Origin of the sequence: Pseudomonas sp. SJZ131 (genome assembly GCF_007828705.1) — a bacterium.
GTDB classification, from domain to species: Bacteria; Pseudomonadota; Gammaproteobacteria; order Pseudomonadales; family Pseudomonadaceae; genus Aquipseudomonas; species Aquipseudomonas prosekii.
On record NZ_VIVC01000003.1, the window covers coordinates 418,091 to 432,939 of the forward strand.

The 14,849-nt window shown below is 60.3% G+C and carries 18 protein-coding genes; 11 read left to right on the forward strand and 7 right to left on the reverse strand.

Annotation, left to right across the window (positions count from 1 at the left end):
• Positions 1 to 84: 84 nt before the first annotated feature.
• From FBY12_RS16130 to FBY12_RS16140, 3 genes are all read left to right on the forward strand, one after another.
• Positions 85 to 369, forward strand: a complete 285-nt coding sequence (locus FBY12_RS16130) for a hypothetical protein (protein ID WP_121733385.1) — start codon at positions 85 to 87, stop codon at positions 367 to 369.
• A 255-nt stretch (positions 370 to 624) separates the two neighbouring features.
• A complete protein-coding gene (locus tag FBY12_RS16135) occupies positions 625 to 870 on the forward strand; it encodes a TIGR02647 family protein (RefSeq protein WP_092276346.1) in 246 nt (81 codons plus the stop codon).
• Between the two features lie 180 nt (positions 871 to 1,050).
• The gene (locus tag FBY12_RS16140) at positions 1,051 to 3,909 is read left to right on the forward strand and encodes a class I adenylate cyclase (protein ID WP_145253918.1); all 2,859 of its coding nucleotides are present in this window, start codon (positions 1,051 to 1,053) and stop codon (positions 3,907 to 3,909) included.
• 4 nt (positions 3,910 to 3,913) lie between these two features.
• Here FBY12_RS16140 and rnk read toward each other — a convergent pair whose 3' ends face one another.
• The 3 genes from rnk to cyaY form a co-directional block, all read right to left on the reverse strand.
• The gene (gene rnk / locus FBY12_RS16145; protein WP_092276339.1) at positions 3,914 to 4,324 is read right to left on the reverse strand and encodes a nucleoside diphosphate kinase regulator; all 411 of its coding nucleotides are present in this window, start codon (positions 4,322 to 4,324) and stop codon (positions 3,914 to 3,916) included.
• A gap of 260 nt (positions 4,325 to 4,584) precedes the next feature.
• Entirely contained in the window at positions 4,585 to 4,803 is a 219-nt protein-coding gene (locus tag FBY12_RS16150; protein ID WP_145253921.1) for a DUF1289 domain-containing protein, read from the reverse strand.
• Positions 4,804 to 4,807: 4 nt separating this feature from the next.
• Positions 4,808 to 5,140, reverse strand: coding sequence for an iron donor protein CyaY (cyaY, locus tag FBY12_RS16155; RefSeq protein ID WP_017341439.1), 333 nt, complete (start codon positions 5,138 to 5,140; stop codon positions 4,808 to 4,810).
• A 314-nt stretch (positions 5,141 to 5,454) separates the two neighbouring features.
• Between cyaY and FBY12_RS16160 the strand changes: the two genes are divergently transcribed.
• From FBY12_RS16160 to FBY12_RS16185, 6 genes are read left to right on the forward strand one after another with little or no spacing between them, the layout of a single operon-like run.
• On the forward strand, positions 5,455 to 5,631 hold the full coding sequence (locus FBY12_RS16160; RefSeq protein ID WP_121733388.1) for a lipoprotein: 177 nt from the start codon (positions 5,455 to 5,457) through the stop codon (positions 5,629 to 5,631).
• Positions 5,632 to 5,643: 12 nt separating this feature from the next.
• Positions 5,644 to 6,891, forward strand: a complete 1,248-nt coding sequence (gene lysA / locus FBY12_RS16165) for a diaminopimelate decarboxylase (protein ID WP_145253924.1) — start codon at positions 5,644 to 5,646, stop codon at positions 6,889 to 6,891.
• A 4-nt stretch (positions 6,892 to 6,895) separates the two neighbouring features.
• Positions 6,896 to 7,726: a diaminopimelate epimerase gene (dapF, locus tag FBY12_RS16170; RefSeq protein WP_121733390.1), complete on the forward strand. Its 831-nt coding sequence runs from the start codon at positions 6,896 to 6,898 to the stop codon at positions 7,724 to 7,726.
• Between the two features lie 13 nt (positions 7,727 to 7,739).
• A complete protein-coding gene (locus tag FBY12_RS16175) occupies positions 7,740 to 8,465 on the forward strand; it encodes a DUF484 family protein (RefSeq protein WP_145253927.1) in 726 nt (241 codons plus the stop codon).
• A gap of 2 nt (positions 8,466 to 8,467) precedes the next feature.
• Positions 8,468 to 9,367, forward strand: a complete 900-nt coding sequence (xerC, locus tag FBY12_RS16180; RefSeq protein ID WP_145253930.1) for a tyrosine recombinase XerC — start codon at positions 8,468 to 8,470, stop codon at positions 9,365 to 9,367.
• Positions 9,364 to 10,071, forward strand: a complete 708-nt coding sequence (locus FBY12_RS16185; RefSeq protein WP_145253933.1) for an HAD family hydrolase — start codon at positions 9,364 to 9,366, stop codon at positions 10,069 to 10,071. Before xerC ends, FBY12_RS16185 begins: the two co-directional genes overlap by 4 nt.
• 318 nt (positions 10,072 to 10,389) lie before the next feature.
• Here FBY12_RS16185 and sutA read toward each other — a convergent pair whose 3' ends face one another.
• The 4 genes from sutA to glnK all read right to left on the reverse strand — a co-directional run bounded on the left by sutA (position 10,390) and on the right by glnK (position 13,166).
• Positions 10,390 to 10,713: a transcriptional regulator SutA gene (gene sutA, locus FBY12_RS16190; protein ID WP_101208236.1), complete on the reverse strand. Its 324-nt coding sequence runs from the start codon at positions 10,711 to 10,713 to the stop codon at positions 10,390 to 10,392.
• A gap of 101 nt (positions 10,714 to 10,814) precedes the next feature.
• Positions 10,815 to 11,240: a secondary thiamine-phosphate synthase enzyme YjbQ gene (locus FBY12_RS16195; protein WP_092276307.1), complete on the reverse strand. Its 426-nt coding sequence runs from the start codon at positions 11,238 to 11,240 to the stop codon at positions 10,815 to 10,817.
• Between the two features lie 214 nt (positions 11,241 to 11,454).
• On the reverse strand, positions 11,455 to 12,792 hold the full coding sequence (locus FBY12_RS16200) for an ammonium transporter (protein ID WP_092276304.1): 1,338 nt from the start codon (positions 12,790 to 12,792) through the stop codon (positions 11,455 to 11,457).
• Between the two features lie 35 nt (positions 12,793 to 12,827).
• Entirely contained in the window at positions 12,828 to 13,166 is a 339-nt protein-coding gene (gene glnK / locus FBY12_RS16205) for a P-II family nitrogen regulator (protein WP_002555808.1), read from the reverse strand.
• 415 nt (positions 13,167 to 13,581) lie between these two features.
• On the opposite strand from glnK, the gene FBY12_RS16210 reads away from it, so the two are divergent.
• Together FBY12_RS16210 and FBY12_RS16215 are read left to right on the forward strand one after the other, a co-directional pair.
• Positions 13,582 to 13,842 carry an accessory factor UbiK family protein gene (locus tag FBY12_RS16210; protein WP_008007559.1) on the forward strand — a complete coding sequence of 87 codons (261 nt, stop codon included), beginning with the start codon at positions 13,582 to 13,584 and terminating at the stop codon, positions 13,840 to 13,842.
• 441 nt (positions 13,843 to 14,283) lie between these two features.
• Complete coding sequence (locus tag FBY12_RS16215) at positions 14,284 to 14,811, forward strand: Bro-N domain-containing protein (protein ID WP_145253936.1); 528 nt, start codon at positions 14,284 to 14,286, stop codon at positions 14,809 to 14,811.
• The last annotated feature ends 38 nt before the right edge of the window (positions 14,812 to 14,849 follow it).

Below are 14,849 nucleotides of genomic sequence, written 5' to 3' on the forward strand. Positions count from 1 at the left end.
TATAGATCGCCGAGGCGTTTCTTGCCAGCAGCATCACAGCGCTGAATGCAGGTAAACTGCCCGCCTTACCTTGAGGAGCCTGCCATGAGCGAGCCGACTGACATCGATAGCGACGAAGAAGAATTCACCGAGAACACGCTGATCGAAGCGATTGAAAACCAGATCGAAAGCGACAACCCGCCAGCGGCCAAAGCGACCTTCAACAAGCTGACCCTGGTGGGTTACGAGCGTGAAGAAATCCTCAGCCTGATGGCCCACGTGCTGGCAGTGGAAATCGACGCGATCCTCGAAGAAGACCGCGCGTTCAATACCGAATGGTACGAAACAGCCCTGCGCGCGCTGCCAGAATTGCCGCCAGAGAAGCAGTAAACACGCCCGCCTCCTGTAGGAGCGAGGCTTGCCCGCGAAGGCGTCCTCGATAACGCCAAAAGCTTCGCGGGCAAGCCTCGCTCCTACAAGTAACATCTGCTCCGTTCTTCCAGACCCTGTCTACACTGGTACGCACCCCGCTGCCGGGATTGCTTCCCAAGGCGAAAAAACCCTGATGCAAGCACTGGACATGCCGCACGAGTGGGCTCACCTTAGGGGCGCTGTCGTCCAATTCCTAGAAAGTCTGGAGTCCTTATGTCGCTTACCCCTGAGTTGGTTGCCGAACTGGAAGTCCTTGCCCTCTTCAACCTGGACAGTTCCCAGGAAGGTTTGAAAATTCATCAGACCGCTGCCCCGAAACACATTGCCGCCGCCAAACGCCTGCACGAAAAAGAACTGATCGACCAGCCCGACGGCGGTTACCTGACCAGCCTGGGTCGTGACGCTGCGCAAAATGTGCAAACCGTCCTGACCATTCTGAGCGTCGAAGAAACAGCCTGAGCCTCAGCGTTTCGCCCACGGGAACCCCTGCCACGGGATTTCCGCGGGCCAACTGACGCCGCTCGCTGGAAATCTGGCGTCAAAAATCAAATTCAGCTTAAAACTCCCGGGGCCGAGGCGCTAAACTGCCCCTCATCCGCTGACCCCACGTCCGAGCTTCGCGAGCCGGTTTGAGCTGACATGACCCGCACCCATGAAATCCGCCCCGATCTGGACGAGGGAATCGACCGCAAGGTTCTCAGCCAGCTGCGCGCACGTTTTCTCAAACTCAACGAATGCCGGATGGCTCGGGCGATGGAAGGTTTGTCGACGCGCCAGCAAGCCGTGGTGACCCTGCTGCCGCTGTTTTTCCACGTCAACCACCCGCTGCTGCCGGGTTATGTGTCCGGCAGCACGCCCGCCGGGCTGTCGAATTATGAGCCTGACGCCAACACCCTCACCGAAGCCCAGCGCCTGACCCGCTCGTTTTCCTACAAGACGCGCCACGGCAGCAATCCGCCGCGACCGATTCTCGGACTGTTCCTGATGGGCAGCCTCGGCACCCTCGCGCAGGCGGACCAGAGCGACATGGACGTGTGGGTGTGCCACGGCCCGGACCTGAGCGAAAGCGAACTCGCCGAGCTGCGCAAAAAATGTCAGTTGCTCGAAGTCTGGGCCGCCAGCCAGGGTGCCGAGGCGCACTTCTTCCTGATTGACCCAAGCCGCTTTGTTCGCGGTGAACGCGATACGCAGTTGAGCTCGGAAGACTGCGGCACCACTCAGCATTATCTGCTGCTCGATGAGTTCTACCGCACCGCCATCTGGCTCGCCGGACGCACGCCGATCTGGTGGCTGGTGCCGGTCTACGAAGAGGCGAGCTACAACGAGTACACGCACACGCTGGTGTCCAAACGCTTTATCCGCGCCGACGAAACCCTCGACCTGGGCAATCTGGCGCACATTCCGCCGGGAGAATTCATCGGTGCCGGGCTATGGCAGTTGTTCAAGGGCATCGAATCACCGTACAAATCCGTGCTCAAACTGCTGCTGATCGAGGCCTACGCCAGCGAACATCCGCAGGTCCAGTGCCTGAGCCTGCGCTTCAAACAAGCGGTGTTTGCCAACCAGCTCGACCTCGACGAGCTGGACCCGTACATCGTGGTTTACCGGCGCATCGAGGAATACCTGACTGCGCGTAACGAGCCCGAGCGCCTCGAAGTCGTGCGCCGCGCGTTGTACCTGAAGGTCAATCGCAAACTCACCGCCGGCAGCAGCCGCACCCAGAGCTGGCAACGTTTATTGCTCGAACGCCTGGCCAACGAATGGCAGTGGGACCAGCGGCACCTGGCGTTGCTCGATAGCCGCAGTCAGTGGAAAGTCCGTCAGGTCGGCAGCGAACGCCGGGCGCTGGTCAGCGAACTGAATTACAGCTACCGCTTCCTGACCCAATTCGCTCGCACCGAACAAACCGTTAGCTTGATCAACAAACGCGACCTCAACGTGCTCGGTCGGCGCCTGTACGCGGCGTTCGAGCGCAAGGCCGACAAGGTCGAATTCATCAACCCGGGCATCGCCCCGGATCTGGCCGAAGACACCTTGACGCTGGTGCAGGCGCCGAACAAGAAAGAACCGGGCCAGACGCAATGGGGTTTGTACAACGGCAGCCTGACCGCGCATGAGTGGGAGCATTTCGCGCCGATCAAACGCAGCCGCGAATTGCTCGAACTGCTGACGTGGTGCCACCGCAACGGCGTGATCGACAGCAGCACCCGTCTGGCGCTGCACCCCGGCACCAGCGATTTGAGCGAATTCGAACTGTTCAACCTGCTCGGCAGCCTGCAACAAACCATCGCTCTGCCCCTGACCAGCGTCGCCGAAGACGCGCTGTTACGCCCCAGCGTGCCGAGCGAAGTGCTGATTCTGGTGAACGTCGGCGTCGATCCGCTCAAGCATCATCGCGACCTCAACATCCTGATGACCACCGAACGCACCGATTCGCTGAGCTACGCCGGCGTGCGCGAAAATCTGGTGCTGACGCTCGATCAAGTCACCCTCAATAGCTGGAACGAAGTGCTGGTCAGCCGTTACGACGGCGCCCATGCGTTGCTCGATTGCGTCCGCGATTACCTCAACAACCTGCCGAAAAGTCCGCTGCAGCAACGCTCGCAGGTGCGTTTACAGGTGCGCTGCTTCTGCCACAACCGCGCGCAATTCATTGCCCGCCGCGTCGAGGAAATTCTCGATACCGCGCAGAACCTGCTGCTGAGCAAACTCAATCATCGCTATCTGATTCAGGTGCAGCAGCATTACCACGTGCTCGAATTGATCCCCGGCCAGGTCAACCACATCGCCCTCGCCACCCTGCCGGCGCTGTTCGATTACCTTGGCGAAGAACTGGCGAGCTACAGCCCGCTGCACCTCGACCCGATGGCCCTCGAAGAACAGGACATCGCGCTGCTGCTGCCGATGGGCCAGCCCGAATGCATTCAGGTGTTCTACCGGATCACCGAGCAACAGGCCGATGTTTACGTGCTGGATGAATTCAACGCGCTGTGGCAACAACGCTTGCCGTACCACGACGAACAAAGCCTGTTGGTGCCGCTGCAACGCTTCCTGCAATCGATCCTCTATCGCCGCGAAGCCCTGCTGCCGATGGACGCCGCCCAGCCGTTGAGCCTCGACACTTTGTATTACCAGTTATTACCCTCCGGCCCCGGCCGCGCCCGCCGCGTCGAACCGCGCCCCGCGCCGCAGACCGCATCCGACAAAGCGTTCTACGACGTCCAGGCAATCATCGGCAAAGCCGCACCGGGACAGGTGCAGGTGACGTTGTATTGCAATCAACGGGAGTTTTCGGAACTGGAGTTTGGCGATCAGGTGTTTACGGTGGTCGCGCGGGAAATCATCGAACAACGCCGCGAAACGGAACGTTACCGCTGCTACATCACCGACCTCGACTTGTCGGGGCTGCTCGGTGATGGGCAGAGTTCGAGCAATTTGTATCTACGCTACAAGGCCGACCTGGAGCGCGCCCTGAACGAGGCACTCGAGCAGGTCTGAGCGCTTACTCCGGAAAATCGCCGCCATTGGCCGGCTGCGATTCAACTTCCAGCAGGGTGAGTTTCAACGTCTTGCCACCCGGTGCTGGCCAGTCAATGTGCTGGCCGACTTTCAGCCCGAGCAACGCACTGCCGACCGGCGCCAGAATGGAAATCTTGCCTTCGTCGGCATTGGCATCCTTGGGATAAACCAGAGTCAGGTGGTAATCCTTGCCACTGCCTTCTTCGCGGCAGTGCACACGGGAATTCATGGTCACGACATCCGCGGGCACTTCATCGTGACCGACCAGAGTATCGGCGCGATCCAACTCGGTTTGCAGCGCGATAACGCCCGGCAGCGTGTCATCCAGGCTGTCAATCAGGCGCTCCAGACGTTGCACGTCCAGACGGGTAAGGGTGATGGAAGGTACGGTCATGATCCAGGCAGACTCCTTTCTTCTGCACAAAAAAAGCAAAACCCCGCCAGAAAAAGGCGGGGTTTTCACGAGCCTCGATGAGTTGAGGCGTTTCCGGACACTATCACAGCACAATAAATAAACAAGTGAGGCCGACCAAGCCCCCGACGCAGACTATTGTGGCGAGGGAGCTCGCCCCGCTGGGGTGCGAAGCGGTCCCGCAAAAAGCGACGACTGCTGCGCAGCCGAACGGGAGCAAGCTCCCTCGCCACAGTCAGCGCTCAGATCGCAGATTTGCGTTGAGTAGCCTGGGCACAAATCACCCGCCGCCGCTCATCATCCGCCGAACGCCATTCACGAATGTCTTCGACATGGCGAAAACACCCCTGGCAAACCTTCTGTTCATCGAGCCGGCACACGCCGCTGCACGGCGAAGGCACCGCCGGGCTGACATTGCTGTAGAGCGGCTTGGGCGGACGAACAGCTACCGGCTCAGTCACAGAATCACAAACCTTCAAAATCAAATTCAGCACCCGCCTGCTGCTTGACGATCCGCTCAAGCATCTCGCCCAACTGCTCCTCACTCTTGTCACACATCCAGCGCTCACTTTCCTCGTCATAGTCGAAGTGGAACCCGCCGGACACCGCCGCCAGCCACAACTGCCGCAACGGCTCCTGCCGACTGAAAATCAACTGACTGCCATTCTCGAACTTCACCGTCAACACACCGGCTGAACTCTCCAGATCAATATCCAGATCACTCTCATCGAAAATATCCTCCAACGACTGCTGGGTGGCATCGACCAGATCGTGGAAACGGGCTTCGGTCAAACTCATTGCAGGAACCTCAAAAAGTGTCTGATCACGCTCAAGCGCCGCAAGATACGGGCGAGCCCCAGTGAATGCAAAGGATAACGACCAAGGGCAACCACGAAACCTGTGGCAGCGAGCCTGCTCGCGAAGTGGCCATCATATTCAACATCAATGGTGCCCGACACTACGCCATCGCAAGCAAGCTCGCCCCCACCGGGATTGCACTTGGCTGGCCTGCATTGTCACAAGGCCCGCCGGACGGGAGCGGCGTTACATAGGCAAGCTGCCGGGTGGCCGGTATACTCCGGCGCAATTAACGCATTTTCAAGGATTTCGCCATGAAGCGCCTGATCTCTTCCCTTGCTGCGCTCGTCGCGGTTGCTTGCCTTGTGTCGGCCTGTGGTCAAAAAGGCCCGCTGTACCTGCCCGATGACGACCAGGACCCTGTCGAACAGGCCAAATCGTCACAACAACAGCCTGCTTCCAAAGCACACAAGCACGACGTCTACCAATAATAAGGGAACGCCATGGACGCTTTTAACTACCGTGACGGTGAGCTGTTCGCGGAAGGCGTGGCCCTGTCCGCCATCGCCGAACGCTTTGGCACGCCGACCTACGTCTACTCGCGCGCCCACATCGAAGCCCAGTACCTGGCCTACGCCGATGCGCTGGCCGGCGTGCCGCACCTGGTGTGTTTTGCGGTCAAGGCCAACTCCAACCTTGGCGTGCTGAATGTCCTGGCCCGCCTCGGCGCCGGCTTCGACATCGTCTCGCGTGGTGAACTGGAACGCGTCCTGGCGGCTGGCGGCAGCGCCGACAAAATCGTCTTCTCCGGCGTCGGCAAGTCTCGTGAAGACATGCGCCGCGCCCTCGAAGTCGGCGTGCACTGCTTCAACGTCGAATCCACCGACGAGCTCGAACGCCTGCAAGTGGTCGCCGCCGAACTCGGCGTTCGCGCGCCGATCTCGCTGCGCGTCAACCCGGACGTCGATGCCGGCACCCACCCGTACATTTCCACCGGCCTCAAAGAGAACAAGTTCGGCATCGCCATTGCCGACGCCGAAGACGTGTACATCCGCGCCGCGCAACTGCCGAACCTGGAAGTGCTGGGCGTCGATTGCCACATCGGCTCGCAACTGACCACCCTGCCACCCTTCCTCGATGCGCTTGATCGCCTGCTCGGATTGATCGATCGTCTTGGCGAATGCGGCATTTACCTGCGCCACATCGACCTCGGCGGCGGCGTCGGCGTGCGTTATCGCGATGAAGAGCCGCCGCTGGTGGCCGACTACATCAAAGCCGTGCGCGAGCGCTGCGACGGTCGCGACCTGACGCTGCTGTTCGAACCGGGCCGCTTCATTGTCGCCAACGCCGGCGTGCTGCTGACCCAGGTCGAATACCTCAAGCACACCGAATACAAAGACTTCGCCATCGTCGATGCGGCCATGAACGACCTGATCCGCCCGGCTCTTTACCAGGCCTGGATGGACGTCACGCCAGTGCGCCCGCGCGACAGCGCCGCGCGCCCATACGACATCGTCGGGCCGATCTGCGAAACCGGCGACTTCCTGGCCAAGGAACGTGAGTTGGCGCTGGAAGAAGGCGATCTGCTGGCGATTCATTCGGCCGGCGCCTACGGGTTTGTCATGAGTTCCAACTACAACACGCGCGGGCGTACCGCCGAGGTGTTGGTGGACGGTGATCAGGCATTTGAAGTGCGTCGCCGTGAGACGGTAGCCGAGTTGTTCGCTGGCGAAAGCCTGCTGCCGGAGTAAAACCATGCTGCTGCGTTTTACCAAGATGCACGGCCTGGGCAATGACTTCATGGTCCTCGACCTGGTCAGCCAGCACGCGCACATCCTGCCCAAACACGCCAAACAATGGGGCGATCGGCACACCGGCATCGGTTTCGACCAGTTGCTGATCGTCGAAGCACCGAGCAACCCGGACGTGGATTTCCGTTACCGGATCTTCAACTCCGACGGTTCCGAAGTGGAGCAGTGCGGCAACGGTGCGCGCTGCTTCGCCCGCTTCGTGCTCGACAAGCGCCTGACCGCAAAACGGCAGATCCGCGTCGAGACCAAAAGCGGCATTATCGAACTGGATATCCGCAGCGATGGCCAGATCAGCGTCGACATGGGCGCACCGCGTCTGGTGCCGGCCGATATCCCGTTCGAAGCCGAAGGCCAGGCCTTGAGCTATCAGCTCGAAGTCGACGGCAACGTGGTCGAACTGGCTGCCGTGTCGATGGGCAACCCGCACGCGGTCTTGCGGGTCAGCGACATCAACAACGCGCCAGTGCATGAACTGGGGCGCAAAATCGAACACCATCCGCGCTTCCCGGCGCGGGTCAATGTCGGTTTCCTCCAGGTCATCGACCGTAACCGTGCGCAGTTGCGCGTTTGGGAACGCGGGGCCGGGGAAACCCAGGCCTGCGGCACCGGCGCCTGCGCTGCAGCAGTGGCTGCGATCAGCCAGGGGTGGATGGATTCGCCGCTTTTGATCGACCTGCCCGGCGGGCGTCTGTCCATTGAATGGGCAGGCCCTGGCCACCCGGTCGTGATGACCGGGCCGGCAGTGCGTGTATACGAAGGACAAGTACGTCTTTGAGAGAGCCAAATCCATGAAAGATAAGCCCCAGGTCCCCGCCCCGCAGCCCGACGAATCCCCTTCCGAAAGCCTTGAGGCGGCGGCGATTGCCGCGTACCTGGAGGCTCATCCGGATTTCTTCGTCGAGCACGAAGAATTGCTCCCGGCGTTGCGCATCCCCCACCAGCGCGGCGACACCGTGTCGCTGGTGGAACGCCAGATGACCATCCTGCGCGATCGCAATATCGAACTGCGCCATCGTCTTTCGCACCTGATGGACGTCGCGCGCGACAACGACCGCCTCTTCGACAAAACCCGGCGCCTGATCCTTTCGCTGATGGACGCCGCCAGCCTCGAAGACGTGGTGATCAGCGTCGAAGACAGCTTGCGCCAGGACTTCCAGGTGCCTTTTGTCAGCCTGATTCTGCTCGGCGACAACCCGATGCCGGTCGGCCGCTGGGTCACCCACGCCGAAGCGCAAACCGCGATCGGCGGACTGCTCTCGGAAGACAAAAGCGTCAGCGGCAGCCTGCGCGAGCATGAACTGGACTTTTTGTTCGGCGAAGAACAGCGCAAGCAGATCGGTTCGACCGCCGTGGTCGCGATCAGCCATCAAGGCATCCACGGCATCCTGGCCATCGCCAGCCGCGATCCGCAGCACTACAAAAGCTCGGTCGGCACGCTGTTTTTGAGCTACATCGCCGAAGTCATGGGCCGCGTGCTGCCACGGGTCAACAACTCGTTACGCTCGGTACGCTGATCGTGGAACGACAACTGGACGCTTACTGCGAACACTTGCGCAGTGAGCGGCAGGTGTCGCCGCACACGCTTTACGCCTACCGCCGCGACCTCGACAAAGTGCTCGGCTGGTGCGTCAAACAGAACATCGACAGTTGGGCCGCGCTGGACATTCAACGCCTGCGCAGCCTGATCGCGCGCCTGCATTCCCAAGGGCAATCGTCGCGTAGCCTGGCGCGGTTGTTGTCGGCGGTGCGCGGGCTCTATCACTACCTGAACCGCGAAGGCCTGTGCGATCACGACCCGGCCAATGGCCTGGCGCCGCCGAAAGGCGAACGGCGCTTGCCGAAAACCCTCGACACTGACCGCGCGCTGCAACTGCTGGAAGGCGCGGTCGAGGATGATTTTCTGGCCCGTCGCGATCAGGCAATTCTCGAGTTGTTCTATTCCTCGGGATTGCGCCTTTCCGAGCTGACCGGGCTTAATCTTGATCAGCTGGACTTGGCCGATGGCATGGTTCAAGTGCTCGGCAAGGGCAGCAAAACGCGTTTGTTGCCGGTCGGCAAAAAGGCCCGCGAAGCATTGGAACTGTGGTTGCCGCTGCGGGCGCTGACCAACCCGGCGGACGATGCGGTGTTTGTCAGCCAGCAGGGCCGGCGCCTCGGTCCACGGGCGATTCAGGTGCGGGTCAAGGCTGCCGGCGAACGTGAATTGGGGCAGAACCTGCACCCGCACATGCTGCGACATTCCTTCGCCAGCCACCTGCTGGAATCCTCGCAAGACCTGCGCGCCGTCCAGGAATTACTCGGCCACTCGGACATTAAAACCACGCAGATTTATACCCACCTGGACTTCCAGCATCTGGCGACGGTTTACGACAGCGCCCATCCACGGGCCAAACGAATCAAGGGCGATGAGTCATGACAATCCAGTTGATCACTTTCGACCTCGACGACACTTTGTGGGACACCGCCCCGGTGATCGCCAGCGCCGAAGCCGTGTTGCGTGAATGGCTGGCCGAGCACGCACCGAACCTCGGCGCGGTGCCGGTCGAGCATTTGTGGGCGATTCGTGAGCGCGTGTTGAGCAATGAGCCGGGCCTGAAACACCGCATCAGCGCCCTGCGCCGCCGCGTGCTGTTTCACGCCATGGAAGAAGCCGGTTACGCCCACGACGAGGCGTCGACATTGGCCGACAAGGGTTTCGAAGTGTTTCTGCATGCGCGGCATCAGATTGAAGTGTTTCCCGAAGTCGAGCCGACGCTGGAGATTCTGGCCAACCATTACGCCCTCGGCGTGGTCACCAACGGCAACGCCGACGTGCGCCGATTGGGGCTGGCGGATTACTTCAAATTCGCGCTGTGCGCCGAAGACATCGGCATCGCCAAACCAGACGCGCGCCTGTTTCACGAAGCGTTGCAGCGCGGCGGTGCGGTGGCCGAAACCGCGGTGCACATTGGCGATCATCCCGGCGACGACATCGCCGGCGCCCAACAGGCAGGGTTGCGCGCAATCTGGTTCAACCCGACCGGCAAGCCATGGGAAGCGGATCGTTTGCCCGACGCAGAAATCCGCCGCCTCAGCGACTTGCCAGCGCTGCTGGCACGCTGGAACGCAGCTTCGGCCTGACCCAAAGCCCGTAGGAGCAAAGCTTGCTCGCGATAGCGGTAGGTCAGCCCCATCCATTTTGAAGGTGAAGGCCTCTTCGCGGGCAAGCCTCGCTCCTACGGATTTGTGTCGTACGCCAATCGCATGAACGCCATCAACCCTGTAGGAGCGAGGCTTGCCCGCGAAGGGGCCCTGTCAGCCAACACAGATATCAACTGACCCACCGCTATCGCGAGCAAGCTTTGCTCCTACGGGGGTGGTGCCACGCCTTTTGTAGCGCCCATGAAAAAGCCCGCAGCGACGGCGGGCTTTTTCAGCAAGCAAGCAGGTGACAGGCGTTTAGATAGGCCGGCTGCCGTACTTGTTGTCAGGCTTTTTGGGCGGATCGGCGACCACGTTGGCCTCCACTTCCTGCACCTTGCCACCTTTGGCCAGGAACTCTTCCATGGCTTTGGCCAGGGCGTCGCGTTCCTTGTTTTTGGCTTCGACGCTTGGCAACTCATCGACCGAAACCGCAGCCTTGGCTTTGCCTTTGGCGGTCGGGGCCGGCGCTTCGCCGCCATCGTCTTCAGCAACGTCTTCCGCCGCTGCTTCCAGGCCTTCTTCGGCCTCGTCTTCGTCGCCTACTTCGAGGTCGTCGTTTTCCAGATCATCGTCGCTCATGTTCTACCTCATGACTTGCGAAAAGCAGATTAGTTATAGCCCAGCCACGCCGTCTGTCGAAGGCTGCCGGAAAAAATTCTACAACCGCTTGTAACCAGCGGTTACGCCCCTTCACCGTGCAGGGTGGCGAGGACTTTACGGGCACCGCCGAAATCGCGGTGCTCGCCCAGATAAACGCCTTGCCAGGTGCCCAACGCCAACCGACCTGCCGCAATCGGCAGACTGATCTGACAGCCAAGTACGCTGGCCTTGAAGTGCGCCGGGAGGTCGTCCAGGCCTTCGTCGTTATGCTCAAAGCCGTCTGTTCCTTGTGGGATCAGCCGATTGAAAAATCGTTCGAAGTCGCGACGTACCGCCGGATCGGCGTTCTCGTTGATGGTCAACGACGCCGAGGTATGCTGCAGCCACAAGTGCAACAGACCGACCCGGCACGCCTTGAGTTCAGGCAGGCCGGCGAGTAACTCGTCCGTTACCAGATGAAAGCCCCGGGGCCGCGCCCGCAGGGTAATCAGAGTCTGTTGCCACATACAGTTCTCCGCACGTTCGGGGCGCATTCTAGCGCGCTCTGGGAAAAAACAAAGGCCCTAATATTCCCGCATTGCTGTAAGTTTTTCGCTTGTAAAAAACCCTCGTCGTAAACACGACATAAGGCGTAGGAAAAAACCTTTCAGCAGCCTCTTAAATGACAAATCCCGGACAAAAAAATGCCCGGCGAACCGGGCAAGTTTTTTTCTGCGCGTCTTACAAGTTGTAGCCGCGTTCGTTGTGTTGTGCCAGATCGAGGCCGACCGCTTCTTCTTCCTCGGTAACCCGCAGGCCCATGACCGCGTCCAGTACCTTGAGAATGATGAAGGTGACGATCGCGGTGTAGATCACCGTGAAGCCCACGCCTTTGCATTGAATCCACACTTGAGCGGCGATGTCGGTGACGGTGCCGAAGCCACCCAGCGACGGTGCAGCGAATACACCAGTGAGGATCGCGCCGAGAATACCGCCGATGCCGTGCACGCCGAAGGCATCCAGGGAATCGTCATAACCGAGTTTGCGTTTCAGCGTCGTGGCGCAGAAGAAGCACACCACGCCAGCGGCCAAGCCGATCACCAGCGCGCCCATCGGGCCGACGGTGCCAGCGGCCGGAGTAATTGCCACCAGACCGGCGACTACACCCGAAGCGATACCCAGCGCACTTGGTTTGCCGTGCGTGACCCACTCGGCGAACATCCAGCCCAGTGCGGCAGCAGCGGTGGCGATCTGCGTGACCAGCATCGCCATGCCGGCAGTGCCGTTGGCAGCGGCGGCGGAACCGGCGTTGAAGCCGAACCAGCCAACCCACAGCATGGCCGCGCCCATCAGCGTGTAACCGAGGTTATGCGGCGCCATCGGGGTGGTCGGGAAGCCTTTGCGCTTGCCCAAAACCAGGCAGCAGATCAGACCGGCAACACCGGCGTTGATGTGCACCACGGTGCCGCCGGCGAAGTCGAGCACACCCCAATCCCACATCAGGCCGCCGTTGCCGGACCAGACCATGTGCGCAATCGGTGCGTAAACCAGGGTGAACCAGATGCCCATGAAGATCAGCATCGCGGAGAACTTCATCCGCTCGGCGAACGCACCGACGATCAGCGCCGGGGTGATGATCGCGAAGGTCATCTGGAAAGTGACGAACACCGCTTCCGGGAACAACGCCGCAGGACCGGTGATGCTCGCTGGCGTGATGCCGGCGAGGAACGCCTTGCCCATGCCGCCGAAGAACGAGTTGAAGTTGACGACGCCCTGCTCCATGCCGGTGGTGTCGAACGCAATGCTGTAGCCATAAATGACCCACAGAATGCTGATCAGACCGGTAATGGCGAAGCACTGCATCATCACGGAAAGAATGTTTTTGGAGCGAACCATGCCGCCGTAGAACAGTGCGAGGCCGGGAATGGTCATGAACAGCACGAGGGCTGTCGAGGTCAGCATCCAGGCGGTATCGCCGGAATTGAGGACTGGGGCCGCCACTTCGTCTGCCGCCATAGCCAGGCTGGGCATTACGAGGGACAACAGGGCTCCTAGCCCTGCGAATTTACGCAGAGTCATATTGTTTTCTCCTGGGGCGTTGGGTTTGTGGCGGCTTAGATCGCGTCGGTATCGGTTTCGCCGGTACGGATGCGAATCGCCTGTTCCAGATTGACCACGAAAATCTTGCCGTCACCGATCTTGCCGGTGTTGGCTGCCTTGGTTATCGCCTCGATAACCCGGTCAAGATCCTTGTCGTCAATGGCGACATCGATCTTCACCTTTGGCAGGAAATCGACCACGTACTCCGCGCCGCGATACAGCTCGGTGTGACCCTTCTGCCGACCGAAGCCTTTGACCTCAGTAACGGTAATGCCCTGCACGCCGATCTCGGACAACGACTCGCGTACATCGTCCAGCTTGAACGGCTTGATGATGGCAGTGACTAGCTTCATGAAAACTCTCTCCCGAATTGGTGGACTTGCCCCAGGAAAACAAACCCGTCTCAAGTCTAAGCGCAGTGCCTGGCTTTGTAACGCATCGTCGGCCCAACCTGCCCGTCCGACGCCAGCTAACCACTCCGTGCAGAACTTCCCCGTTCTACGTGGCGCACTGCATTCGTCACAGCGACTGCATCAGTGCATGGGTCATTAGCGACTAAGCAGAAAGCTTGCCATCTCGCCAAAAACCCCTGAATTCAATCCCTTGGTCGCTGCTGCAAGCCGCTTCCCGTCAACGCCGCAGAGATAACGCACAACAACGGTGCGCTGCCGTCCGTCCGCTTGCGCGAAAAGCGTGCATCCGTGCCTGCGGATTTGACTATAGACACTGCGTGATACACTGCCCGCCATTGTTTCCAGGACCTTTCCCATGCTCGCGCCCAAAGATTTCCTCGACGCCCTGAGCGGCACCGCCTCCCGCCTCTTCAGCGGCGACACCCCTTTGCCGAAAAGCGAAATCGAAAGCCAGTTCAAGGCTTTGTTGCAGAGCGGTTTCAGCAAACTGGACCTGGTCAGCCGGGAAGAGTTTGATAGCCAGATGGTTGTGTTGGCGCGCACGCGGGCACGGCTGGAAAGCCTGGAAGCGAAAGTCGCGGAGCTCGAAGCAAAGCTCAACCCGCCGACCGAGTAACGTCGCTGACAATGCGTTCCCCTGTAGGAGCAAGGCTTGCCCGCGAAAGAGTCGCCTCGGTCACCCAGCCCTCCCGCACTGTACCGACTACTCCCCTGTAGGAGCTGCCGTAGGCTGCGATCTTTTGATCTTGCGCCTCGCAACAATCTCGGCAACGTCCTACAAAGAATGTCCCCGCCGTCCGATAGCGTCGTAGTGCTCCAACTCCTAAGCTCCCAGCAGCTGATTATTCAGCACCGGGTTTGGCGACCTGGAAGCTTAAGGAGACTACCGCTGTTCGATGGCGGCTAGATTGAGCCACATCGAGTCATGGTGGCTGTGCGTGGGAGACCTTCGGGTCTGCCGGGTTCCTTTTGCTCCGGTTCGCCAACCCGCGCACAGCTGCCACCAATTGTTTGGCGACGATTGAGGGCAGCCCTTCAAGCAAAAGGAGCTGTATCAATGAATACCGTCGACAACTATCTAGTCCCCCACGTCTTCACCCGCCACAAACTCCACCTCCACGCCCTGCTCATCCAGAATCAACCCTGGTTCAGCGCCCGCGACCTCGGGCGCCTGCTACGTCTGTTCCTCGACGAACGCGCCGTCCGAAAACTAGACCCCGACCAACATCAAAATCTGCGAATACTCAGCCAAGGCAGCGTCGAAAACACCCTGCTCATCAGCGAATCCGGCGTCTACGCACTACTGATCTACCACTACTGCCCCGAACACCGAAGCCTGCGCGAATGGCTGACACACGACGTGGTGCCCGCCCTCAGAGACGCGCAACAACCCACCTCAACCGAACGCCCGATATTGAGCCTGCTGAGCTGGCCAGACATGTCATTGAGCTTGCTGCACTGGAATAACCAGCCGTGGATTCGGTTGCAGGATGTTCCACACATGCTCCCGGAGGGTGAACGGCCACAGCGGGCGGGGAATGCGCCGTGGTGGAAGCGTGCATCGCGAATGCTTCAGGCATTCTGAACGACAAAGAAAAACCCCACGTTTGCAGCGTGGGGTTC